Below are 23,551 nucleotides of genomic sequence, written 5' to 3' on the forward strand. Positions count from 1 at the left end.
TCCGCCTATTCGGCAGCTTCGGCGCGCGGCCCGAGGTGAAGGGCCGAACATTCGGCCATTACCTTCGAAGCTCGTGCGATCGGATTGGTGAGATAGAAATCCTGGACCGGATTGACGAAACTGGCGCCTTCCAGCGATCCGCCCGCCGCGCCGGCGAGGCGAGCGATATCGGCGGGGCTGCCGAGCGCGATCTCGTCGACCGCCGCCATGTGCGGATGCGCGGAATAAAGCCGGGCACGCAACTGGGCGAGGGAGTCGAACGGCAACGTCTGGCCGAGCACGGCGGAAAGCGCGCGCAGGATGGACCAGTCTTCGCGGGCATCGCCGGGCGGGAACGCGGCGCGGTTCGCCACCTGCACGCGGCCTTCCGTATTGACGTAGGTGCCACTTTTTTCCGTATAGGCGGCACCTGGGAGGATCACGTCGGCGCGATGCGCGCCCGCATCTCCATGCGTGCCGATATACACGACGAAGCTCTGGTCGAGCGCCGCCATTTCGAACTCGTCGGCGCCGAGCAGGAACATCACGTCCAGTTCGCCACGTCCGGCGCCCGCCAGCATCGCACCGGCGCCCGAGCCGCCCTGCCCCGGCACGAAGCCAATGTCGAGTCCGCCGACGCGCGACGCGGCGGTGTGGAGGATGTTGAGACCGTTCCAGCTCTCGCCGTTCGCGCCGACGTCGGCGGCGAGCTTGGCCACTGCGCGAAGCAAAGCCGCGCCGTCGCCGCGCGTGAGTGCCCCTGCGCCGAGAATGATCATCGGCCGCTCGGCGTTCTTCAACACGTCGAGGAAGGGCAGTTCCCCGGAAGCCAGGCGCGACAGCGTGTCGGCGCCGGCACCCAGGTAATCGTGGCCGTAGGTGAGATCCGCAGCCTCTCCAATCACCGCGACCGGCATGCCGGTCAGGCGCCAATGCTTGCGGATTCTCGCATTTAAAACAGGAGCTTCCCGGCGCGGGTTGGAGCCGATGATGAGGAGCGCGTCCGCTGCCTCAATGCCCTCTACCGTCGAGTTGAAGAGGTAGCTCGCGCGCCCGTCGGCCGGATCGAGCGCAACGCCATCCTGGCGGCAGTCGATGTTGGCGGACCCGAGCGCTTCCATCAAGAGCTTCAGCGCGAACATCTCCTCGACCGTCGCCAGATCGCCGGCGATCGCGCCGATGCGGCTCGGCGACGCAGCGCCCACGCGCTCGGCGATGGCGGCGAAGGCCTCGTTCCAGGACGCAGGACGCAGGCGACCGTCAACGCGGACATAGGGCTTGTCGAGACGCTGGGTGCGCAGGCCATCGACGATGAAGCGGCTTTTGTCGGAGATCCACTCCTCGTTGACGCCCTCATGCAGGCGCGGCAGCACGCGCATGACTTCCCGACCGCGCGCATCGACGCGGATGTTGGAGCCGAGCGCGTCCATGACGTCGATGGACTCGGTCTTGGTCAGTTCCCAGGGCCGAGCCTTGAAGGAATAGGGATAGGAGGTCAGCGCGCCGACCGGGCAGAGATCGATCACGTTGCCCTGGAGCTCGGACGTCATCGCCTGCTCCAGATAGGTGGTGATCTCCATGTCCTCGCCGCGGCCGATCGCGCCAAGCTCCGCAACGCCAGCGACTTCCGTCGTGAACCTCACGCAGCGCGTGCACTGGATGCAGCGGTTCATGATCGTCCGCACGAGCGGACCGATATACTTGTCCTCCACCGCGCGCTTGTTCTCGTGGAAGCGCGAGGTGTCGACGCCGTAGGCCATCGCCTGGTCCTGCAGATCGCACTCGCCGCCCTGGTCGCAGATCGGGCAATCAAGCGGATGGTTGATGAGGAGGAACTCCATCACACCTTCCCGCGCCTTCTTCACCATGGGCGACCTGGTCAGCACTTCCGGCGGCTCGCCGTTCGGGCCGGGGCGGCAATCGCGCACGCCATAGGCGCAGGAAGCCACCGGCTTGGGCGCGCCCTTCAGCTCGACAAGGCACATGCGGCAATTGCCGGCGATCGACAACCGCTCATGGAAACAGAAACGGGGGATCTCGGCGCCGCCCTCCTCGCACGCCTGCAGCAGCGTGTAGTGGGCCGGCACCTCGACTTCCTTGCCGTCGACCTTGATCTTGCGCAGATCAGCCATCACTCTTCACCCGTCCCTGGCGAGCGGTGCAGAGCGGCCCAAAGGCATCGCGCTGACCCCCGCAACTTGCATCCAGCCTTCCGCGCCGACCCTTGCCGACGGAAAGACCGAGACATTCTGCGGCCGCGCTTCCGCGACCGCCCCGGCCTACTCGGCCGCCTGCATCACCGGATAGGGATCCGGCTTGGAGTTAAAGGTATAGCGGTCGATCCGCTCCTCGATCACGTGGCGGTAGTTGCGGATCAACGCCTGAACCGGCCAGGCCGCCGCATCGCCGAGCGCACAGATCGTGTGTCCCTCGATCTGGGTCGTCACCTCCAGGAGCATGTCGATCTCACGCTTCTCCGCCTCGCCGCGGCACATGCGCTCCAGCACCCGCCACATCCAGCCCGTGCCTTCGCGGCACGGCGTACACTGGCCGCAGCTCTCGTGCTTGAAGAAATAGGCGATGCGGGTAATCGCGCGGACGATGTCGGTCGACTTGTCCATCACGATCACGCCGGCCGTCCCGAAGGACGACTTCACCGCGCGGGTGCCGTCGAAATCCATGATCAGGTCTTCGCACTGCTCCGCCGGGATCACCGGGCAGGATGCGCCGCCGGGGATGATGGCGAGGAGGTTGTCCCAGCCGCCACGAATCCCGCCGCCGTGCTTCTCGACGAGTTCACGGAAGGGGATGCTCATCGCCTCTTCCACAATGCAGGGCGTGTTCACATGGCCGGAAAGACCGAAGAGCTTCGTCCCTACGTTATTCGCGCGCCCGATGGCGGAGAACCATCCCGCGCCGCGACGCAGGATGGTCGGGGCGACAGCGATCGACTCGACGTTGTTCACCGTGGTCGGGCAGCCGTAGAGGCCGACATTCGCCGGGAACGGCGGCTTCAGGCGCGGCTGGCCTTTCTTGCCTTCCAGGCTTTCCAGCAGCGCCGTCTCCTCGCCGCAGATATAGGCGCCGGCGCCGTGGCTGACGATGATGTCGAAATCCCAGCCGTGGATGTTGTCCTTGCCGATCAGCCGGGCGTCATAGGCCTCGTCGACCGCACGCTGCAGCGCCTCACGCTCGCGCATATATTCGCCGCGAATATAGATAACGGCGGTATGCGCGCCCATGGCGAAGGAGGCGATCAGGCAGCCTTCCACCAGATGGTGCGGATCGTTGCGAAGGATCTCGCGGTCCTTGCAGGTGCCGGGCTCGGATTCGTCGGCGTTCACAACGAGGTAATGCGGACGCCCGTCCGACTGCTTCGGCATGAACGACCATTTCAGGCCGGTCGGGAAGCCGGCGCCACCGCGTCCACGGAGGCCGGACGCCTTCATCTCGTCGATGATCCAGTCACGGCCCTTCTCGATGATGCCCTTGGTGCCGTCCCAGAGACCCCGGGACTTGGCACCGCTCAGGCTCTTGTCGCGAAGCCCGTAGATATTGGTGAAAATGCGATCCTTGTCAGCGAGCATGGATCACTCCCCCGTATCTGTGTCGGTGCGCGTGCCCGGCCGCTCATGGTCTTCCCTAGCGGGCGTGCGCTCGGCCGGTGTTTCCTTCGGCCGTGCGGCATCGGCGCCCGGGTTCGCCATGGCATTCGATGCTGCCTGGTCGGAACGGCCGGAAGGATCGACGCGGCCAACTTCCTGGTTGGCGGCTCCCGGCTGGGACGTCGTGCTCGGAGACGAGGCCGGATCGACCTTGCCTTCCCGACGGCGCTGCTCGGATTCGAACTGCTCGCCGCCGGCCGTCTCGCTGATACCGGTCTTCGGCGCGTCGGGAGCCACCGCAGCGCTTTCCGGCGCATTGGCGTCGATGGTGCGCTCGCCAGCGGGAGCGGCGGCGGGCGTTCCTGCCGCCCGCTCCTTTTCGGCCTGCGCGTGCTCAAGCGCGTCGTAGTCAATGTCGGTCAGCGCGGTGAGGCCGGTGATCGGCTCGGAGACATGGCGCGAGCTCTGCGGGCCGGGCTTCGGCGGATTGCCGGTGGCAAGGCCGTCGAGCAGAGCCTCGAAGGACTCCACCGTCAGGTCCTCGTAATTGTCCTTGCCGATCTGCACCATCGGCGCGTTCACGCAGGCACCCAGACACTCGACCTCCTCCCACGAGAAATCGCCGTCGGCGCTCAGCTCATGGTGATGATGGGCGATGCGACGCTCGCAGGCGCGGATGATGTCTTCCGCACCGCTCAGACGGCAGGGCGTGGTCCCGCAGACCTGCACGTGTGCCTTTCGGCCAACCGGCTGCAGCTGGAACTGCGTGTAGAACGTCGCGACCTCGAGGACGCGGATCGTCGGCATGCCGAGCATTTCGGCGACGCTCTCGATGGCCGGCTTGGAAACCCAGCCTTCCTGTTCCTGCGCGCGCATCAGCAGCGGAATGACGGCCGAGGCCTGGCGCCCTTCCGGAAACTTCCGGATCGTCGCCTCGGCCCAGTTCATGTTGTCGGCCGTGAAGGCGAACGCCTCCGGCTGCTCTTCGTGAAGACGGCGGACGGCCATCAGCGATCAACCTCACCAAAGACGATATCGAGGGAGCCGAGCACGGCGGAAATGTCGGCCAGCATGTGGCCACGGCACAGGAAGTCCATGGCCTGAAGATGGGCATAGCCCGGAGCGCGGATCTTGCAGCGGTACGGCTTGTTGGTGCCATCCGACACGAGATACACGCCGAATTCGCCCTTGGGCGCCTCGACCGCGGCATAGACGTCGCCAGCCGGTACGTGGAAGCCTTCGGTGTAGAGCTTGAAGTGATGGATCAGCGATTCCATCGAGCGCTTCATCTCGCCGCGCGACGGAGGCACGACCTTGCCGTCCACCGACGAGACCGGCCCTGCCCCATTGGCGGACCGCAACTTATCGACGCACTGGCGCATGATGCGAACCGACTGCCGCATTTCGTGCATGCGGATCAGATAGCGGTCGTAGCAGTCGCCATTCTTGCCGATCGCGAGATCGAACTCCATCTCGTCGTAGCACTCGTACGGCTGCGACTTGCGGAGATCCCATGCCGCGCCGGACCCGCGCACCATGACGCCGGAGAAACCCCAGCGCCAGCAATCTTCCAGGCTGACCACGCCGATATCGACGTTGCGCTGCTTGAAGATACGGTTCTCGGTCAAGAGGCCCTCGGTATCGTCGAGAACCTTCAGGAACGGATCGCAGAACGCTTCGATGTCGTCGATCAGCTGGTTGGGCAGATCCTGATGAACGCCGCCCGGACGGAAATAGGCGGCATGCATGCGGGCACCGGAAGCGCGCTCGTAGAAGAGCATCAGCTTCTCGCGCTCTTCGAAGCCCCACAGCGGCGGCGTCATCGCACCGACGTCCATCGCCTGGGTGGTCACATTCATGATGTGCGAGAGCAGACGACCGATTTCGGAGTACAGCACGCGAATGAGCTGCCCACGGCGCGGCACTTCCAGACCGAGAAGCCGCTCTGTCGCGAGGCAGAAGGCGTGCTCCTGGTTCATCGGCGCGACATAATCCAGCCGGTCGAAGTAGGGCATCGCCTGGAGATAGGTCTTGTACTCGATCAGCTTCTCGGTGCCGCGATGAAGCAGTCCGATATGGGGATCGACACGCTCGACGATCTCGCCGTCGAGTTCGAGAACCAGACGCAACACTCCGTGAGCCGAAGGATGCTCCGGCCCGAAGTTGATATTGAAGTTGCGGACGTCCGCTTCGGCCATAGTCTCAGTTCTCGCTCTTTCGCTCCATTCGCTTGGGGCTCGCACCCCGGCGAAGAGCGACCTATCCAGACTTCACCGTCGTGTCGCCGGCCTTCTCGTCGCCGGGCAGCACGTAGTCCGGCCCTTCCCACGGCGACAGGAAGTCGAAATTCCTGAATTCCTGCGGCAGCTTGACCGGCTCGTAGACGACACGTGCGCGTTCGTTGTCGTAACGAACCTCGACAAAGCCGGTCAGCGGGAACTCCTTGCGGAGCGGATAGCCGTTGAAGCCGTAATCGGTGAGAATCCGGCGAAGATCCGGATGGCCGGAGAAGAGGATCCCGAAGAGATCGTACGCCTCGCGCTCGAACCAGTCGGCAGCGGGATAGATCGCGGTGGCCGACTGAACGGGCGTGCGCTCGTCGGTTTCCACCTTGATGCGGATGCGCGCGTTCCGACGCGGGCTCAGCAGGTGATAAACGACATCGAAGCGGTTCTCGCGCGCGGGCCAGTCCACGCCGCAAATATCGATGAAGCAGATGAACTGCAGATCGGGATCATCCCGCAGCAGCGTCAGCACATCGAGAATATCATCCCGACCGACCTTGATGGAAAGGTCGCCGAAGGCAATGGCGTGATCGAGGATCCGATCGCCGAGGACGGCGGAAACGCGCGTCGACACGGCACCGAGAACCTCATTCTCTGCAACGCTCTCACTCATGATCAACGCTCGATCGTGCCGGTGCGGCGGATCTTTTTCTGCAGAAGCAGAACGCCGTAGATCAACGCCTCGGCCGTGGGCGGGCAGCCCGGCACATAGACGTCCACCGGAACGACGCGGTCACAGCCACGAACGACGGAATAGGAATAGTGGTAGTAACCACCGCCATTCGCGCACGATCCCATGGAGATCACGTAACGCGGCTCGGGCATCTGATCGTAGACCTTGCGAAGAGCCGGAGCCATCTTGTTGGTCAGCGTGCCGGCGACGATCATCACGTCCGACTGGCGCGGCGAGGCTCGCGGCGCGACACCGAACCGCTCCATGTCATAGCGCGGGCCGGATGCCTGCATGAGGCCCTCAACGGCGCAGCAGGCAAGACCGAACTGCATCCACATCAAGGAGCCAGTACGGGCCCAGGTGATCAGCTCGTTCACGGAGGTCGTAATGAAGCCGCGGTCGGCGAGTTCGTCGTTCACTTCCTCGAAGAACGGATCTTTTTGACCGGCGGGTTTCGCTACGGGACCGCGCGGATGGGCGTCATCAACGACCAGGCCTTTGCTCATCAATCCCATTCGAGAGCGCCCTTCTTCCATTCGTAGATAAAGCCGATCGTCAGGACGGCCAGGAAAACCATCATCGACCAGAAACCGAACCAGCCGATATGCCTGAACGCGACGGCCCAGGGAAACAGAAACGCCACTTCCAGATCGAAGATGATGAACAGGATCGCAACGAGATAGAAGCGCACGTCGAATTTCATGCGCGCGTCATCGAACGCGTTGAAGCCGCACTCGTAGGCGGAAAGCTTCTCCGGATCCGGGTTCCTGTAGGCGACGAGGAAAGGAGTAACCAGCAACGCCCCGCCGATCACAAGGGCAATGGCGATAAAGATGACGATGGGCATGTAGCTCTGGAGGAGCGTTTCCATCTGTGATCCCGTTATTTGTTGTTCCAGGCTTTGTCTAATCGTTCCGACCGGTTGAGGAAACCAGTCTCGACGCGACGCGAAGACGCGGCCTGCCTGTCTCGCTGCATTGCACTAGACCTCCTCTAAAGAGACTGCAAGCCGAAGAGTGAACCTCCCCCCGAACGTTTGGACAGGTGTGGTAAATCAGGCAGGCCTTCGACGCAGATGAGGCCGGCGCTGTGGCCGGCCTCATGACTCTTCTTAGCGAACGGTGTGGCCGGGGCCATAGCCCGGGATAAAGCACCGGGATCCCATCGGCTGCATGTGGCGCATCCGGAAATATTCCCCGTCCACGCTGCAGGTGCGTCCGGGAGGCGGCGGGCCGTCGCGCCAGTCCCTCTCACGATCCCAGTCGCCCCGCGGCGGCGGAGGAGGAGGCGGCGGCCCCCATCCCCGGCGGTCGTCGGGATCACGATCCCACTGAGCCAGTTGCAGCAGCGAAGCCGCGGAAGCTTCCTGTGCATGATTCGATGCCGGGGCCGTCCGGATGCCCGCGTCCGCGAAGGCTGCCGAAGAGCAGCCGAGCGTCAGAGCAGCACCGATCACCGCGACCGTTTGCCTGAGATGCATGAGTTCCTCCAACCCTGTGCCGCACTTCCATGCTGGCACGACTGGAGAACCTGCGGCGTCGCCGAACGGTTCCCAGCGCTGTCGGCGGTTGTCAGCGCCCGCTGGTCATGGCCCGGATGAAACGGGAAAGCAGGCTCCAGAAGCTGACGGTCGTCCTGTTGTAGATGCGGTTGTACAGCGCCTTGCGGGGATGTGTGATCCAGCCATAACCGCGCGGGGCCTTGAGCCCCAGTTCGTTCTGGACGGTGCGCTTGAGCGAGGTCCGCGCCGCGATGCTCTTGCGGATGCTCGGCTTGCGAACTCCGATCTTCATGCTCGTCCCTCCTGCCCTGCTTTCGACCCGATCACGCCCGGAAAGCATCCGGCGGAAGCGAGCATCAAGCTATGCCTCGGCTTCCTGCGTTTCAATCTCCGCCGCCGCGGCCTTGCGGTGCCAGGCCCGCCAGGCGAAAGGCAGGTGCAGGAGATAGGCTATCGCACCCACCGCCAGCATCGCGAAGGTATAGCTGGCGAGAAGCGCCACCACGACCACGCCAACCACGAGCACCCACGGCAGATTTTCCCGCGGAATCCGCGTCCCTATGCGCTTGCCGGAGAAGGTCGGCAGCCGGCTGACCATGAGACACGCTATGACGACCGTGTAGAGCGCGACCAGCCCGGCCGCCGCATGGGGCACGGAAATGCCTGTCTGGTCCAGGCAGAGTGGCAGCAGGACCGCGACGGCCGCCGCCGGTGCCGGGACGCCGACGAAGAAATCCTTCTGCCATGCGGGCGGCTCTTCGCTCGAAAGTGCGGCGTTAAAGCGCGCGAGCCGCAGGGCGGCGCACATCGCCAGCGCCAGCGCGGCGATCCAGCCCAGGGAGCCCAGATCCTCCAGCCGCCAGACATAAAGGAGAATCGCCGGGGCGACCCCGAAATCCACGAAGTCCGCCAGCGAATCGAGTTGCTCGCCGAAAAGCGACGTCGTCTTCAGAAGGCGAGCGACACGCCCGTCCACCGCGTCGAGCAGCGCCGCGAAGATGATCGCCGTCACCGCCATCTCGAAGCGGTTTTCGATCGCCATGCGAATCGCCGTCAGCCCGGCGCAGAGCGCCAGCAGCGTGACGAGATTGGGCAAGGCCGCGCGGAATGGTACCGGCTTCACCCGGCGGGAGGAGCCGACCCGGCCGAAGGGGCCCGGCATCAGTCGATCCGCACCGGCAACCGGGCGGCCCGCGTTTCGAGAAACTCCGCCGTGATCGGCGAGCCATCCGTCAGACGGGCGAGGATCGTCTCACCCGCGACCGCCCGCTGCCCCTCGTGGACGGCCACCTCGGCCCCCGGGGGAAGATAGACGTCGAGCCGCGAGCCGAAGCGGATCATGCCGAAGCGGGCCCCCTGCTCCAGGTTCTCGCCCTGCTTGCTCCAGCACAGGATGCGGCGGGCAACGAGACCGGCGATCTGCACCACGCCGATTCGCTCCCCGTTCGGCAGTTCGATCACCAGTCCGTTCCGCTCGTTGGCCTCGCTGGCCTTGTCGAAATCGGCGCTCAGGAACTTGCCGGGCTTGTAGGCGCGGCGCAGCACGTAACCGCCCACCGGCGCCCGGTTGATGTGGCAGTCGAAGACATTCATGAACACGGAAATGCGGACGCGCGGCTCCGGGCCCATCCAGAGCTCCGGCGGCGGCACGGCTTCCACGATCGGCTCGACCCGGCCGTCGGCCGGGCTCACCACGATGTCGGAAGCCAGCGGCGTCACCCGCACGGGATCGCGGAAGAAGATGCACATCCACCCGGTCAGGATGATCAGTATCCAGAACAGCGGAGACCACAGCAGGCCGAGGAGAATCGCCGCGATCAGCGAGATCGCGATGAAGAGACGGCCTTCCCGGTGGATATACGGAACGGCGTCGGTGATGGAATGGGGAAGCAGCATGGGGCCGTTCTAGCCGTTCCCCCGCCGCATATCCATCACCCTGCCTTGGCTTTGCATGCCCTATTCCGCCGCTTGCGTTTCGCTGGCGGCCGTTTCGCTGGCGGCCAGGGCCTCTTCCTCCTCGCGCGTCCGGCGGAGCTGTTCCGCCGCCGCGTCGGCTTCCCGCTGGCGATCCCACATGCGGGCATAAAGGCCGCCGCGCAGCATGAGTTCGCCGTGGGTGCCCTGCTCCGCGATACGCCCGTCCTGCAGCACGATGATCCGATCGGCGTTGACCACCGTGGACAGGCGGTGGGCGATGATCAGCGTGGTGCGATCACGGGAGACGAGATCCAGCGCCTGCTGGATCTCCTGCTCGGTGGCGGTATCCAGCGCCGAGGTCGCCTCGTCGAAGATCAGGATCGGCGGCGCCTTGAGGATCGTCCGCGCGATGGCGACGCGCTGCTTCTCGCCGCCCGAAAGCTTCAACCCGCGCTCCCCGACCGGCGTATCGTAGCCCTCGGGAAGCTGCTCGATGAAATGGTCGACCTGCGCCATTCCAGCGGCTTCACGGACCTCGTCGTCCGAGGCTTCCCAGCGGCCGTAGCGGATATTGTAGCCGATCGTATCGTTGAAGAGCACGGTATCCTGCGGAACCATGCCGATCGCGGAGCGAAGGCTCTCCTGCTCGACGGCGCGAATATCCTGCCCGTCGATCGTGATGCGACCGGACGTCACGTCGTAGAAGCGGAACAGCAGCCGCGAGATCGTGGACTTGCCCGCGCCCGACGGCCCGACGATCGCCACCGTCGCGGCGGCGGGCACCTCGAAGCTGATTCCCTTCAGGATCTCGCGATTCGGATCGTAAGCGAAATGCACATCCTCGAAGCGGATGTTGGCGCCTGAAACGTCCAGCAGCGGAGCGTTGGCGCGGTTTTTCACTTCCGGCTCCACTTCAAGAAGCAGGAACATTTCCTCGATGTCGGCGAGCCCCTGCTTGATCTCGCGATAGACGAAGCCGATGAAATTGAGGGGAATGGAGAGCTGCATCAGCAGCGAGTTGATCAGCACGAAATCGCCGATCGTCTGCGTGCCGTTCAGTACGGCGCGACCGGACAGCACCATGCAGACGGCCGTGCCGACCGAAAAGATCACGGACTGCCCGAGATTGAGCCAGGCGAGCGAGGTCCAGGTGCGGGTTGCGGCCGCCTCGTAGATGGCCATGGAGCTGTCGAAACGGCTCGCCTCCCGGCGCTCGTTGCCGAAATACTTCACCGTCTCGTAGTTCAGGAGCGAATCGACGGCCTTTGAGTTTGCGTCCGTGTCGGAATCGTTCATCTCCCGGCGGATGTTGATCCGCCAGTCGCTCGCCTTGACCGTGTACCAGATGTAGAGCCACACGGTGACGGCGATGATCACGACATACCAGACGTTGAACTGGTGCCAGATCACGTAGGCACTCATCGCGAACTCCACCACGGTCGGGATGGAGTTCAGGATGGTGAAGCGCACGATCGTCTCGATGCCCTTGGTTCCGCGCTCGATGACGCGGGACAGGCCGCCCGTGCGCCGCGACAGATGGAAGCGCAGCGAGAGTTCGTGCAGATGGATGAAGGTGCGGAAGGCGAGCTGGCGAACCGCATGCTGACCGACGCGGGCGAAGAGCGCATCGCGGATCTGGTTCAGCGCGACGGAAATGATGCGGCCGACATTGTAGGCCACGACCAGCGCGAGCGGCGCGGCGATCATGGCCGGGATATAGCCGGGTGTATCCGCCTTTCCGACCAGCGCATCCGTCGCCCACTTGAAGAAATAGGGAACGAGAACCGTCACCACCTTGGCCGCGAGCAGCGCCAGAATGGCGACCATCACGCGCATTTTCAGGTCGGGCCGGTCCGACGGCCACATATAGGGCCAGAGATTCTTCAGGGTCTCAAAGGTCGAGCCCCGCTCGGCGGAGACTTTAGGCATACGGTTCTGGCTTTCCGGCTCTGGCAGGGCGCGTCCGGGGACGCCGACGGGAGGGAATTCACTTCAGGCGCGGACAGGTAAGGCCGACGCGCCCTTCCTTCAAGGCAGCAAGTTGCCCTCCGGGCGAGACGGCCCGCCTCGAACGAGGGGTTGGCGGCTACCTCCGACGCGGGGACCGCTTCAACGCGCGCGCACCGCGGACTTGCTCATTCGCCGGAAGTGCGAAGACCTGGCCGGGATAGATCAGGCCGGGATGCCGGATCTTGCCCCGGTTCTGCGCGACGATCGCCTTGTATGTCCGCCCATGCCCATAGAGCCGCCGCGCGATTCGCCAGAGCGAATCCCCGCGCCGCACCGTGATCGTGCGGAGGGTCGCGCGGGCCCCTGCGCCTGCCGATGACGCGGTGGGAGGGGCGGATTGCGGCGCGGGCTGCGCCGGCGTGGCGGGCGTTGCCGGTTGAGCAGTCGGTTCGCGCAAGACGGCAGGCGCAGCAGGAGCCGCGGATGCCGCCGGTGCGGGAGCGGCCGGCTGGGAAGGCTGAACGGGAGCTTCGTTCGCCGGCGACGTGACTGTCTGGGTCTGGGCCGGGGTCGGCGACGGGGCGGCAGGAGTTGCCGGCGCCGCGGCAGAAGAGCCACTCGTCGACGCGGTTGGCGTCATTGCTTCGGGCGGGGTGGAGGTGTTTTCCGGTTGCGTGGTGACCGGAGCCGTCGTTGCCTGAGCCGAAGCGGTCGTCGAGGGCGGAGACGCAGGCGCAACTTCTTGAGCGGTTGCCGGCGGTGGTGCGGCAGGAGCCGGTGCGATCTCGGCAGGCAAGCCGTTCGATGGGTTTGTCGATGCCGAGGCAGTCGCACCGGATGTCGGCTCGGAGGCAGCTGCCGGAGTTTCGGCCGGGTTCTTCGCGTCGGAGGCGGCGGAAGCGGATCGCGCTTCGGGCTGGGCCGATTGCGTCGTCGAGCTGCGCGACTCGGATGCAGGCGAAGACGGGGCCGTCGGAGCCGCCGCCTGCGTGCCCGGTTGCGCAGAGGCTGCAGGCCGATCGGCAATGTCCGAAGCGTCCGGTCCGGATGCGGCCGATGGCTGCCAATCCGTCGTCAGCGCGGGCGAAGCGGGTTCTGCCGGCTTGCCGCTCCCTGATGAAGCGGCGCCTGAAGCAGCGCTGTCGGGAAGGGTTCCGGTAGAGGGACCGCCGTTGCCGGCAGGTGCTGGCATTGCAGCCTGAGGCTCGACCGTCGTCGCCGTCGGATCGCCGCCTTGCCCAGCCTGTGCCGTTGCTGCCGGATTTGCCGTCTGCGGCGCTGCGGAAGCCGGTGCCGTTCCCTCAGCAGGTGCACCGGTTTGCGGAGCGCCGCCGGACGCGATGGTGGCAGCCGGCGGAGCGCCAGGAGGTGCGGCGGATGGTGCAGCCGGCGATGCTTCAGCCCTCGGCTGGCCAGCCGGCGCGGGCTCGGCGAGCCGGAGGGAGAGCTGCGCGCCGGTCGTCACCGGCTTCTCCGGGGTGAGCACGAACATGCCGGTAGCGTCGGCCGCACCGCTTGCCACGACGGTGCCGTCGGCGAGCAGTTCCACGGCGGCGCCGGGCCGGGCATGGCCGTGCACCGTCGTCTTGCCGTCGAGATCGGTGCGAACGCTGTCGAGCACGGGCGAGCCGTCACTGCCGGGAACGGCCGCGGCTCCGGGCAGCGTGGCCGTACCGGCGGCAGGATCCGCGGCCGTACCGGTTGCCGGACCTGAGATCGCGCCGGAAGGAGAACCGGGCGCCGGCGGGGTTGCGGCCGCCGGGGCTCCCGGCGCGCCGCCGGCGCTGGACTGCGCCAACCTAGCAGGCGCGGCGGCGGGTCCGTCGGGCGGAGAGGTTACCGACCCGGTTTCCGCCGGTGCTTCGGCCGTGCCGCCGGGCACCGGGCCAGCCATCGCCAGAGCGGATGCGGGCGTTGCGGGCTCACCCTGCCGGGCGTCGATCAGCCAGGCGCCCCCGCCAAGCAGGACCAGCAGAAACGCGGCCGTCAGATAGACAAGGGGGCGGGGCATGCCATTCCGATCCGTGGTGCGGCACTGTGGCCGATTTCACGCAATCTTTAGAGAAACACCGGACCACTCACAAGCAGCGGCGGCATTGGCGAGCGGCGCAATCCATCGTAAAAACGCCTCGAAAAAGCAGGACGACCAGAATGGAAGCGGACGAACAGCGCCGCCTGCCGAGACGGCGGGTGTTGAAGCAGGGCAGGATCGTGCTCGAAGAGCGCGGCACCATCGACTGCGTGATCCGCGACGTGAACGAAAAAGGCGCGCGCATCCGCTTCAACGGGCCGATCGCGCTGCCGGATACCTTCATCTTCCTCAACATCAGCGACCAGACCCAGATCCCGGCGCGCCGGGCCTGGCAGCGCAGCCTCGACGCGGGTATCCAGTTCACGGGCGAAGCGGGACCGATCCCGCCGCACTTCCGCTAGAGAGCCGCCGGCGGCGATGCGCCGCCAACATCGATGCCCGGCTACTCGGCCGCCACCGCCAGCCCGTCGGCGGCCCCGGCCTTCAGCAGCTTGTAATTCACGGCATCGAGCATCGCCTCGAACGAGGCGTCGATGATGTTGGGCGAGACGCCGACCGTCAGCCAGCGATTCCCCTGCCCGTCCCTGCTTTCGATCAGCACGCGGGTGATCGCTTCGGTGCCGCCATTCAGGATGCGGACCTTGAAGTCCACAAGCTCAAGGTCGTCGATATAGGCGTTGAGCTCGCCCATGTCCTTGCGCAGCGCGAGGTCCAGCGCGTTCACCGGACCATTGCTGCCTTCGGCGACCGACATTCGAATATCGCCGCCGACATTCACCTTCACCACGGCTTCCGAGAAGGTCTTCAGCTCTCCATGGGCGTCGTAGCGGCGCTCGATGTTCACGCGGAAAGCCTCCACGCGGAAAAAGGTCGGCACGCTGCCGAGGCGGCGGCGGGCGAGGAGTTCCAGCGAGGCGTCCGCGCCCTCATAGGCATAGCCCTGCGCCTCGCGCTGCTTGATCTCCGAAAGCAGACCGTCGAGGCGCGGGTCGCGGCGGTCGAAATCAATGCCGAAACGCTCCAGTTCGGCGACGAGGTTCGACTTGCCCGCCTGATCCGAAACCAGCACGCGCCGACGATTGCCGACCGCTTCCGGCGGCACATGCTCGTAGGTTTCCGGCTCCTTCAACAGAGCGGAGGCGTGGATGCCGGCCTTGGTGGCGAAGGCCGAAGACCCGACGTAGGGCTGCTGCCGGTTGGGCGCGCGGTTCAACATCTCGTCGAAGGCGCGGGAAAGGTGCGTCAGGCCGCGAAGCCCCTCCTCCGTCACGCCGATTTCGAAAGCGTCACGGTAAAGCGGCTTCAGCATCAGGGTCGGGATCAGCGTCACGAGATCGGCATTGCCGCAGCGCTCGCCGATCCCGTTCAGCGTGCCCTGGATCTGCCGGGCTCCGGCGCGGACGGCCGCGAGCGAATTGGCGATCGCCTGCCCCGTGTCGTTGTGGGCGTGAATGCCGAGACGCTCGCCGGGCACGACGCTTGCCACGTCGCGGACGATCGCGTCGATCTCGTGCGGCAGCGTTCCGCCGTTGGTGTCGCAGAGCACGACCCAGCGCGCGCCGGCCTCAAGCGCCGTCCGGGCCACGGCCAGCGCATAGTCCCGGTTCGCCTTGTAGCCGTCGAAGAAGTGCTCGCAATCCAGCATGGCGATGCGGCCATGCGCGACCGCAGCCTCGATCGTCTGGCGCACGCCGTCGAGGTTCTCCTCATCGGTGCAGCCGAGCGCGACGCGGACATGGTAATCCCAGGCCTTGGCGACGAAGCAGATCGCGTCGGCCTCGGCCTGCAGCAGCATCTGCACGCCGGGATCGTTCTCAACCGAGCGCCCGGCCCGCTTGGTCATGCCGAAGGCGGTGAAGGCCGCGCGCTTCGTGCGCTTTTCCCGGAAGAAGCTCGTATCGGCCGGGTTGGCACCGGGATACCCCCCCTCGACATAGTCGATGCCGAGATCGTCCAGCATCCGGGCGATCATCGCCTTGTCCTCGGCGGAAAAGTCGATGCCCGGCGTCTGCTGTCCGTCGCGCAGCGTGGTGTCGAAGAGGTAGAGACGCTCGCGGCTCATCCCCGCTGTCCGGGAACGTGCCAGTCCGCGGTGTCGTGGTCCGGATGCTGATGATTGCCGTTGCAGATAGCCTGCAAGCGGTCGGGCGCGGTGCTTTCGTCCGTCGATGCTGCCGGCAACGACGCCAGCTCGGCGAACCAAGGCACGCGGGTTTCCGTCCCGACCTGCAGGACGGGCCGCACCGATGACGGATCGTCGAGCGATCCCATCGACACGTTGATTTCAGGCTCGGAGAGATAGCGGAAGGTCAGCGGCGTGCCACAATCCCGGCAGAAGCCGCGCTCGGCCGCGTCGGAGCTCATGAAGGTGGCGATTTCGCCGCGCGTCAGTTCGAACTTGTCGCGCGGCACGCCGCCCAGCGGCGCGAAATAGGAGCCGAACGCCTTCTGGCACATGCGGCAATGGCAGATGCACGGATTGCCGATCGACGCATGCAGCGCATAGCGCACCGCTCCGCACTGACAGCCCCCGGTCAACCGTTCTTCGCTCATCGCTTCAGCTCCCATGTCGTTCCCTCCGCGCCGTCCTTGAGGACGACGCCCATGGCGTCCAGCTCGCCGCGAACGCGGTCGGCCTCGGCCCAGTTCTTTGTCTTGCGTGCCTCCGCGCGACCGGCGATCAGCTTCGCCACGCGGGTTTCGTCGATGGTGACGCCCGCCGGGCGCCAACTCTGCCACTTGCTCTGCGTGCCTTCCAGAAGACCCAGCAGGCTCAGCGCAGACTTGAACATGGAGCGGTCGTCGCCCTCATGGTCGTCGGCAACCTCATCGGCGATGCCATGCGCGACGGTGATCGCCATCGGCGTGTTGAGGTCGTCGAGTAGAGGCGCGGCGATCTTGTCCATCAGCGGGTTGGCGCCGGTCCATGGCTCGACGTCGCCGACCACCGCATACCAGCGATCCAGCACCTTGCGGCTTTCCTCCAGCCCCTTCACGGTCCAGTCGATGGGCTGGCGGTAGTGCGAGCGCAGCATGTTGAGGCGCAGAACCTCGCCCGGCCAGTCCGCCAGGAGATCGTGGATTGTCGTGAAGTTGCCGAGGGATTTCGACATCTTCTCGCCCTCCACCTGAAGGAAGCCGTTGTGCAGCCAGACCTTGGCCATGAGCGGCGTGCCATGCGCGCAGCGTGACTGGGCAAGCTCGTTCTCATGATGCGGGAAGACCAGATCGATGCCGCCCCCATGGATGTCGAAGGTCGGGCCGAGATGCTTCTCCGACATGGCGGAGCATTCGATATGCCAGCCGGGGCGGCCGTCCACCGCTATGCCGCAAGGCGACGGCCACGCCGGCTCGCCGGGGCGCGACGGCTTCCACAGCACGAAATCCATCGGATCGCGCTTGTAGGTCGCCACCTCGACGCGCGCGCCGGCCTGCATCTCGTCCAGCGAGCGATTGGAAAGGCGGCCGTAATCCGGCATCGACGGAACGTCGAAGAGCACGTGGTCGGCGGCGACATAGGCGTGACCGCGCTGGACCAGCTCGGCGATCATCGTCTTCATTTCCTCGATGTGGTCGGTCGCGCGGGGCTCGACATTCGGCCGCAGCGCCCGGAGCGCATCGATGTCGGCATGGAACTGCCTGACCGTGCGCTCCGTCAGCTCACGGATCGAGATCCCCTCCTGCGCCGCGCGGGCATTGATCTTGTCGTCCACATCCGTGACGTTGCGGACATAAGTGACGTGATCAGCGCCGTAGAGCCGGCAGAGCAGCCGGTAGAGCACGTCGAAGACGATGATCGGCCGGGCGTTGCCGATATGCGCGTAATCGTAGACGGTGGGGCCGCAGACATAGACGCGCACGTTGTCGGCATCGAAGGGGACGAAATCCTCCTTCTGCCGCGTCATCGTGTTGGTGAGCCGAAGCCCGCGGAAACCGTTCTGATCGCCCATATCAAACCTCGGCCTTTGGCCGGCTTGTTCGGATCGATCTTGAGAGGACGCGCGAACAGCTCCAGCCAGCAGATTGCTAGCTAATGAGAATTCCAGAAATGCAAACGGCGCGGATGGCGCCGGAATTCACAAGGCTGTTCATGCCGCGCATATTGCCTGCCCGGTGAATTGCGTCAAGCCTCGGCGAGACCGCCGCTCGGTGACACGCGCAGGATCGCAGCCTGCCAAATACGTGAACAGCGAGCGGGAGGACCCTGCTCGCTGTTTCCAGGTATGGTCGCCGGCGTATCGGCCCAAGGCGGACGGCCCATGAGTAAGGCGATCAGCCCACCACGGAGTTTGGATCGAAACTCCCGAGGGCAACGCCGGAGAGCGTCACGCTGCCGCCGCCGGAGAGCGAAAGCTCGGTCGAACCGTCGGACGTGGAACTGGTCGTGTAGCTCTGGCCCTGCAGATCCAGCCGGTCCCCTTGCACGAAGCTGAAGTCGCCCACTACATCGTTGCCGTTGTTGTTGGAGAAGACATACAGGTCCGCATCGGCGCCGCCGACCAGGGTGTCGTTGCCGAGGCCGCCGTAGAACGTATCGGCGCCAAGCCCACCATAGAGGATGTCGTCGCCCTGCCCGCCGTAAAGAATGTCGGCGTCCTGGTTGCCGTAGATCACGTCGTTGCCGAGATTGCCGTAGACGACATCCGCGCCGTAGCCGCCGCTCAGCATGTCTGCGCCCTGACCGCCATACAGCTTGTCGTCGTCGACGCCGCCATAGATGCTGTCGTTGCCCTTGTTGCCGTAGATCACGTCTTCGCCGGTGCCGCCGTAGAGCACGTCGTCCCCGGCATTGCCGTAGATCTTGTCGGCGTCGAAATTACCGTAAATGATGTCCGCGCCGTCGCCGCCGAACAGCAGGTCCGTGCCGTAGCCGCCGAGCAGAAGGTCGTTGCCCGCGCCGCCATAGAGCGTGTCGGGGTCATTGGCACCGGAGAGCGTATCGTCTCCGCCATAGCCGTAGATCAGGTCTGCGCCGTAGCTGCCATAGATGAAGTCCGAGCCGTCGGTGCCATAAAGCGTATCCGGCATGTAAGTGCCGGTGATTACATTCGCCACGTTCCATCCCCCGAAAGATTTCAGTAACCATATCGGGGGATTCATTGACGACCCGTTAAGACTTTCGGCTGAGCCGGATCAGTTCGTCACCCAGTCGCTGCACTTCTGCGCAGGCTGGTCGCCCCAGGGCATGATCGGGACGCTGGAAGTGGAGTTCTTCGGCGAGCCTTCCACGATCTTGTCGGAATAGACGAGGTAGACCAGCACGTTCCGCTTGACGTCGCAGCCGCGCACGATCTGCATCTTCTTGAAAATCAGCGAGCGGCGCTCGCGAAAGACCACGTCACCCTGCTCGAATTTGCTCTTGAACGAGATCGGCCCGACCTGCTGGCAGGCCAGAGAGATGTCCGATACTTCTTCCGCCACGCCGAGCATGCCGGACACGCCACCCTTTTCAGGCACGGTGTAGTGACACGCCACGCCGTTCACCACGGGATCGTCGACGCCGTAGACCGCGAGCTTGCTGTCGGGCGTGAGCAGCTTGAACACGGTGGATTTCTTGAAGATGAGGTCGGGGCCATCCGCCAGAGCGGGGGCGGAAAGGCCAAGCAGAATGAAAAGGGCCGCGAGCAGGCGCATCTTGATCTCCAGCACCGGAACATGGCCGGCGCAACGGAAATGGGGTGGGACGAAGCGGTCTTGTAGGGGCAGCCTCGCGTTCGGCATCCCTCCCGGCAACTTTGCCGTACTTTTGCCGGACCGAGGCTGTGATAGAAGCTTCGAGCATTCGGAGGTAACGAGGACGATATGGGAAGCGCAGGCGGAGTTGCCGGCAAGGCCGGCACGGCGGGGCTGATCCTCGGCGCGCTGCTTCTGGCCTCCCCCGTCGCGGCCGCCACCTGCCAGGATCTTTCCGGCGAGGCGCTTCGCATTCAGGCCATGGTCGACGGCTCGCGCGGCGCGCGGACGCGCTATGAAGCCGCTTTCCAGGAACAACTGACCGTTCTCGACGATGCGCGGGCCGACGCCGAGGATCAGGGCTGTCTCGGCGACCGCAGCTTCTATGACCAGAGGCGACCGGCGTCCATCTGCGGTCCGCTGGTCGCACGCATCGGCAGGATGGAGGCTAACCTCGTCACGCTGGATCGCCTGCGGCGGGGGCAGTCCACGGGCGACCTAAAGGCGCGGCTTCGCGGCCTGCAAAGCGCGCTCTATAATCAGGGCTGCGACATGGACGGGCCTGGCGGCAGGACAGGCGGCGGAAACGAGGACGACGAGCGATCCGCGCCGCTCCATGCATCGCAGGAGCAGGGCATCCCCCCGGATCCCGCGCGCGACCCGCTGGCGTCGAGTTCCCGCATCTCCGGGCCGATGTCGCTGGCCGGCAACACGTTTCGGACGCTCTGCGTCCGTGGTTGCGACGGCTACTATTTCCCGATCAGCTTTTCCACGACGCGCGACCGTTTCGCCGACGACGAGGCAACATGCCAGTCCCTCTGCCCCGGAGCAGACGCGGCCCTCTACGTCTATGCCAATCCCGGGCAGGACGTGAAGGACATGGTTTCGCTGGACGGCAAGCCCTACGGGGATCTGAAGGCCGCCTTCGCCTATCGCAAGCAGCTGAAGGCCACATGCACCTGCAAGGCGGCCTCCACCACCAGGTCCTATTCCGTGATCTCGACCGAGCCGGGCACCTCGTCCGGTCCGCAATCCTCGCCCGCAGGCTCCCTGCCCGACGCGGCAAAGAAAGCCGCTACGAACCCCGCCCCGGCCGGCGACGACGCGACAGTCCGGGCCGCCGATGCCGGCCCGGCAGCCTCGACCGCTCCCGCTAGCTCGGCGTCTACGATCCGTTCAGTCGGGCCAAGGTACTGGGGCGGCCAATCACAGGTAAAAGTGCCGCTAGCTCCGGCCCTGAAGCAAGACCGGTAAGCGCGAGCCTGAGCGGCATGAAGAGACTGCGGCCCTTCCGACCGGTCGCCTGCTTCAGGGCTCCGGTCCAGGCGCCCCATGTCGCGCCGTCCCAGGGTTCGGCGGGCAGCAGCGAGGCGGCCTCCGACAGGAAATCCCGGTCTTCGTCCGCCACGACGGGCTCGACTGGCCCGGCGACGACATGCCACCAGTCGAGGGCCTCAGCCACCGTTCCGCAATTGCCGCGCACCGCCTCCCAGAAGGCTTCCGCTTTCGCCGGCTCCGCCGCGACGCCCAGCACCGACAGGCGCTCGGCCACGGCAGCATAGGGAAGCGTTGCCACGAGCTGGCCGTTCAACGCCAGCAACTCGGTGTGGCTGAAGCGGGCGGTGGTGCGGCTCACCTTGTCGAGCGAGAACAGCTCGGCGAGCTCGCTCATGGAGCCGAGCGCCCGGATCGGCTCGGAGGTGCCGACCAGCGTGGCGAAAATCGCGACGCTCAGCCCCTCGATACCCTCGTCGCGCAGCGATTGCAGCGACAGTGACGCCAGCCGCTTCGACAGGGCCTCGCCCGCTTCCGACTGCAGCAGATTGTGGTGACCGAAAACCGGCGCCTCGGCGCCCAGGGCCTTGAAGAGCGCGATCTGCGCTCCGGTATTGGTGACGTGGTCCTCGCCCCGGATCACATGCGTTATTCCGAATTCGATGTCGTCCACGACGGAGGGCAACGTGTAGAGGAACGTTCCATCCTCGCGCACCAGCACCGGATCGGACATGGAGGCAAGGTCGATCGCCTGCTCGCCGCGCACGAGGTCGTGCCAGCTTTCCTCCGTGCGCGAGGGCGAAAACGGGTCGTCGGAAAAGTTCGGCAGAAGAAAGCGCCAATGCGGACGCCGGCCCTCTTCCTCCAGCGCGCGGCGCTCCTCATCCGTCTGCTTCAGCGCCCGGCGGTCGTAGATCGGCGGAAGCCCCCTCGCCCGCTGGCGGCTTCGCTGCCGCTCCAGTTCGTCCGCGGTCTCATAGCAGGGATAAAGCCGGCCCTCCGCCTTCAGGCGTTCCGCCGCCGCCTGATATTCGGCAAGCCGCGCCGATTGCCGCTCGATCCGGTCGGGCTTGAGCCCCAGCCAGTCCAGGTCGCGCAGGATGCCTTCGGCGAACGCTTCGGTCGACCGCTCCCGGTCGGTATCGTCAAAGCGCAGCAGGAACGACCCGCCCTGCCGCTGGGCAAAGAACCAGTTGAAGAGCGCCGGGCGGGCGTTTCCCACATGGAGCTTGCCGGTCGGCGAGGGAGCGAAGCGGACTTTCACGGTCATGACGGACGATTGCCTGTGGTCGGGGCCTCTGGGCGGGCGATCTGCCCGGCGGCCTGAAAAAGGCCAGCCCGTCGAGAAAACGCGGGATGCGCGCCGTTTACCCCGGCAGCACCGTTTCGGCAACGCCGCACCCGGACAGCCGCAGGTTGAGATTTTCCCGCAAAGTTACGCGTCGTTAAGCATATTCATCGAAAGAAGGATTCGCCTGCTCCTCGCTGCGGATCCACCATGCCCGTGCAAATATCCCTTGTCTCCCGCCTTCTCCTTGGCGCCCTGTTCTGCTCCGTTCCCGGCGCTGCGCTTGCTGCCGACATGCAGTTGCGGCCGGGCATCTACGAGAATTCCGGCGAAAACTTCAGCGTTTCTCTCGGCGGCGGCGTCATGGAGGGGAAGGCGCACGAATTCGTCCGCGATCCTGCGACGGGCGAACACATTTCCGAGCTGGACTGGGACATCAAGCACGCGACCACGATCAACGCCGCGCTGCACAGCGAAACGCCCGGCGGCCTCTTCGCCAATCTTTCCGGCTGGGTGGCGGTCGAAGACAGCGGTTCCATGACGGATTACGACTGGCTCGACGGCCAGTACGGCCGCAATGACTGGACGCATCGCTCGATCAGCCCGGACACCGACTTCGACCATGCCTGGGAGTTCGACGCCAATCTCGGCTGGAACTTCATCAAGCAGCAGAACTACACGCTGGGCGCGATGATCGGCTATCGCGCGACGGACCTGAAATGGAGCGCCCGGGGCGGCAGCTATATCTATTCCGTCGACAGCTTCCGCGATTCGACCGGCGACCTGCCGGGCGGCCGCGGCATCAGCTACAAGCAGAGCTACGAGACGCCGTATCTCGGCATGACCGCCAGCGCCCGGATCGGCCGCTTCGGCCTGAAGGGCACGATCCTCGGCAGCACGCTCGTCACCGCGCATGGTGACGACCATCACTGGCTGCGCGACCTGGAATTCCACGACACGATCGATGACATGTCGATGGTCGCCGCCAAGCTGGAAGCGTCCTACGACGTGACGCGCACCTTCAGCATTGTCGCCGGCTTCGAGTACGAGGAATATTTCCGCGGCAAGGGCAAGACCCGGCTGGAGCAGATCTCCACCGGCTACACGGCCAGCGAACAGGGGCAGGTCGCGGCGCAGTCGCTGGCGACCAAGGCTGTCAGCCTGTCCGCCCGCTACCGTTTCTGAGACCAGCCGGGGACGCCGACCGCTCCAGCGCCCCGGACACTCCAGACGAGCCATGCGGGGCTTGCTTCCCCTGCCCGAGAGAAATCATCTGCGAACGGGCGCGGACCGGCCTCGAAGATCCCGACGCGGTGCGGAACTGCGTCGCGGCCGCCCACATCCACCTTGTCTTTACCGACTTCGACGCACTC

20 protein-coding genes are annotated in these 23,551 nt (G+C 65.5%); 3 read left to right on the plus strand and 17 right to left on the minus strand.

Annotated features, from left to right (window positions below):
* Positions 1–5: 5 nt before the first annotated feature.
* From nuoG to BMY25_RS11680, 11 genes are all read right to left on the minus strand, one after another.
* Entirely contained in the window at positions 6–2,102 is a 2,097-nt protein-coding gene (nuoG, locus tag BMY25_RS11625; RefSeq protein ID WP_092496995.1) for an NADH-quinone oxidoreductase subunit NuoG, read from the minus strand.
* Between the two features lie 156 nt (positions 2,103–2,258).
* Positions 2,259–3,566: an NADH-quinone oxidoreductase subunit NuoF gene (nuoF, locus tag BMY25_RS11630; protein ID WP_092496819.1), complete on the minus strand. Its 1,308-nt coding sequence runs from the start codon at positions 3,564–3,566 to the stop codon at positions 2,259–2,261.
* Between the two features lie 3 nt (positions 3,567–3,569).
* The gene (gene nuoE / locus BMY25_RS11635) at positions 3,570–4,592 is read right to left on the minus strand and encodes an NADH-quinone oxidoreductase subunit NuoE (RefSeq protein ID WP_092496820.1); all 1,023 of its coding nucleotides are present in this window, start codon (positions 4,590–4,592) and stop codon (positions 3,570–3,572) included.
* Complete coding sequence (locus BMY25_RS11640; protein ID WP_092496821.1) at positions 4,592–5,782, minus strand: NADH-quinone oxidoreductase subunit D; 1,191 nt, start codon at positions 5,780–5,782, stop codon at positions 4,592–4,594. Before BMY25_RS11640 ends, nuoE begins: the two co-directional genes overlap by 1 nt.
* 61 nt (positions 5,783–5,843) lie before the next feature.
* Positions 5,844–6,482 carry an NADH-quinone oxidoreductase subunit C gene (locus BMY25_RS11645; protein WP_092496822.1) on the minus strand — a complete coding sequence of 213 codons (639 nt, stop codon included), beginning with the start codon at positions 6,480–6,482 and terminating at the stop codon, positions 5,844–5,846.
* A 2-nt stretch (positions 6,483–6,484) separates the two neighbouring features.
* Positions 6,485–7,048, minus strand: a complete 564-nt coding sequence (locus tag BMY25_RS11650; RefSeq protein ID WP_428976966.1) for a NuoB/complex I 20 kDa subunit family protein — start codon at positions 7,046–7,048, stop codon at positions 6,485–6,487.
* Entirely contained in the window at positions 7,048–7,413 is a 366-nt protein-coding gene (locus tag BMY25_RS11655) for an NADH-quinone oxidoreductase subunit A (RefSeq protein ID WP_092496824.1), read from the minus strand. Before BMY25_RS11655 ends, BMY25_RS11650 begins: the two co-directional genes overlap by 1 nt.
* Positions 7,414–8,113: 700 nt before the next feature.
* Positions 8,114–8,335 (minus strand): hypothetical protein, encoded by a 222-nt coding sequence (locus BMY25_RS11665; protein WP_092496826.1) that lies wholly within the window; start codon positions 8,333–8,335, stop codon positions 8,114–8,116.
* A 69-nt stretch (positions 8,336–8,404) separates the two neighbouring features.
* Positions 8,405–9,205 (minus strand): CDP-diacylglycerol--serine O-phosphatidyltransferase, encoded by an 801-nt coding sequence (gene pssA / locus BMY25_RS11670; RefSeq protein ID WP_092496827.1) that lies wholly within the window; start codon positions 9,203–9,205, stop codon positions 8,405–8,407.
* Complete coding sequence (locus tag BMY25_RS11675; RefSeq protein ID WP_092496828.1) at positions 9,205–9,939, minus strand: phosphatidylserine decarboxylase; 735 nt, start codon at positions 9,937–9,939, stop codon at positions 9,205–9,207. The genes pssA and BMY25_RS11675 overlap by 1 nt, the downstream gene beginning before the upstream one ends.
* Before the next feature lie 60 nt (positions 9,940–9,999).
* Complete coding sequence (locus BMY25_RS11680; RefSeq protein ID WP_092496829.1) at positions 10,000–11,889, minus strand: ABCB family ABC transporter ATP-binding protein/permease; 1,890 nt, start codon at positions 11,887–11,889, stop codon at positions 10,000–10,002.
* A gap of 2,172 nt (positions 11,890–14,061) precedes the next feature.
* Here BMY25_RS11680 and BMY25_RS11690 point away from each other — a divergent pair.
* Positions 14,062–14,343: a PilZ domain-containing protein gene (locus tag BMY25_RS11690; RefSeq protein WP_092496831.1), complete on the plus strand. Its 282-nt coding sequence runs from the start codon at positions 14,062–14,064 to the stop codon at positions 14,341–14,343.
* A gap of 41 nt (positions 14,344–14,384) precedes the next feature.
* On the opposite strand, the gene cimA is transcribed toward BMY25_RS11690, so the two are convergent.
* From cimA to BMY25_RS11715, 5 genes are all read right to left on the minus strand, one after another.
* Positions 14,385–16,004, minus strand: coding sequence for a citramalate synthase (cimA, locus tag BMY25_RS11695; RefSeq protein ID WP_092496832.1), 1,620 nt, complete (start codon positions 16,002–16,004; stop codon positions 14,385–14,387).
* Positions 16,001–16,495: a GFA family protein gene (locus BMY25_RS11700; RefSeq protein WP_092496833.1), complete on the minus strand. Its 495-nt coding sequence runs from the start codon at positions 16,493–16,495 to the stop codon at positions 16,001–16,003. The genes cimA and BMY25_RS11700 overlap by 4 nt, the downstream gene beginning before the upstream one ends.
* On the minus strand, positions 16,492–17,892 hold the full coding sequence (gene cysS / locus BMY25_RS11705) for a cysteine--tRNA ligase (RefSeq protein WP_092496834.1): 1,401 nt from the start codon (positions 17,890–17,892) through the stop codon (positions 16,492–16,494). The genes BMY25_RS11700 and cysS overlap by 4 nt, the downstream gene beginning before the upstream one ends.
* Positions 17,893–18,214: 322 nt before the next feature.
* Entirely contained in the window at positions 18,215–18,997 is a 783-nt protein-coding gene (locus BMY25_RS11710; RefSeq protein WP_177176833.1) for a calcium-binding protein, read from the minus strand.
* 78 nt (positions 18,998–19,075) lie between these two features.
* Positions 19,076–19,576, minus strand: a complete 501-nt coding sequence (locus BMY25_RS11715; RefSeq protein ID WP_092496997.1) for a CreA family protein — start codon at positions 19,574–19,576, stop codon at positions 19,076–19,078.
* 168 nt (positions 19,577–19,744) lie between these two features.
* On the opposite strand from BMY25_RS11715, the gene BMY25_RS11720 reads away from it, so the two are divergent.
* Positions 19,745–20,869, plus strand: coding sequence for a DUF2865 domain-containing protein (locus BMY25_RS11720; RefSeq protein WP_092496836.1), 1,125 nt, complete (start codon positions 19,745–19,747; stop codon positions 20,867–20,869).
* Here the strand turns inward: BMY25_RS11720 and gltX are convergent.
* Positions 20,781–22,160, minus strand: a complete 1,380-nt coding sequence (gene gltX / locus BMY25_RS11725; RefSeq protein WP_092496837.1) for a glutamate--tRNA ligase — start codon at positions 22,158–22,160, stop codon at positions 20,781–20,783. The two genes, BMY25_RS11720 and gltX, sit on opposite strands and share 89 nt — an antisense overlap.
* A 228-nt stretch (positions 22,161–22,388) precedes the next feature.
* Between gltX and BMY25_RS11730 the strand changes: the two genes are divergently transcribed.
* Positions 22,389–23,363 (plus strand): omptin family outer membrane protease, encoded by a 975-nt coding sequence (locus BMY25_RS11730; protein WP_092496838.1) that lies wholly within the window; start codon positions 22,389–22,391, stop codon positions 23,361–23,363.
* Positions 23,364–23,551 lie beyond the last annotated feature (188 nt).

The organism is Faunimonas pinastri (genome assembly GCF_900110915.1).
In the GTDB taxonomy this organism is placed as follows: Bacteria; Pseudomonadota; Alphaproteobacteria; order Rhizobiales; family Afifellaceae; genus Faunimonas; species Faunimonas pinastri.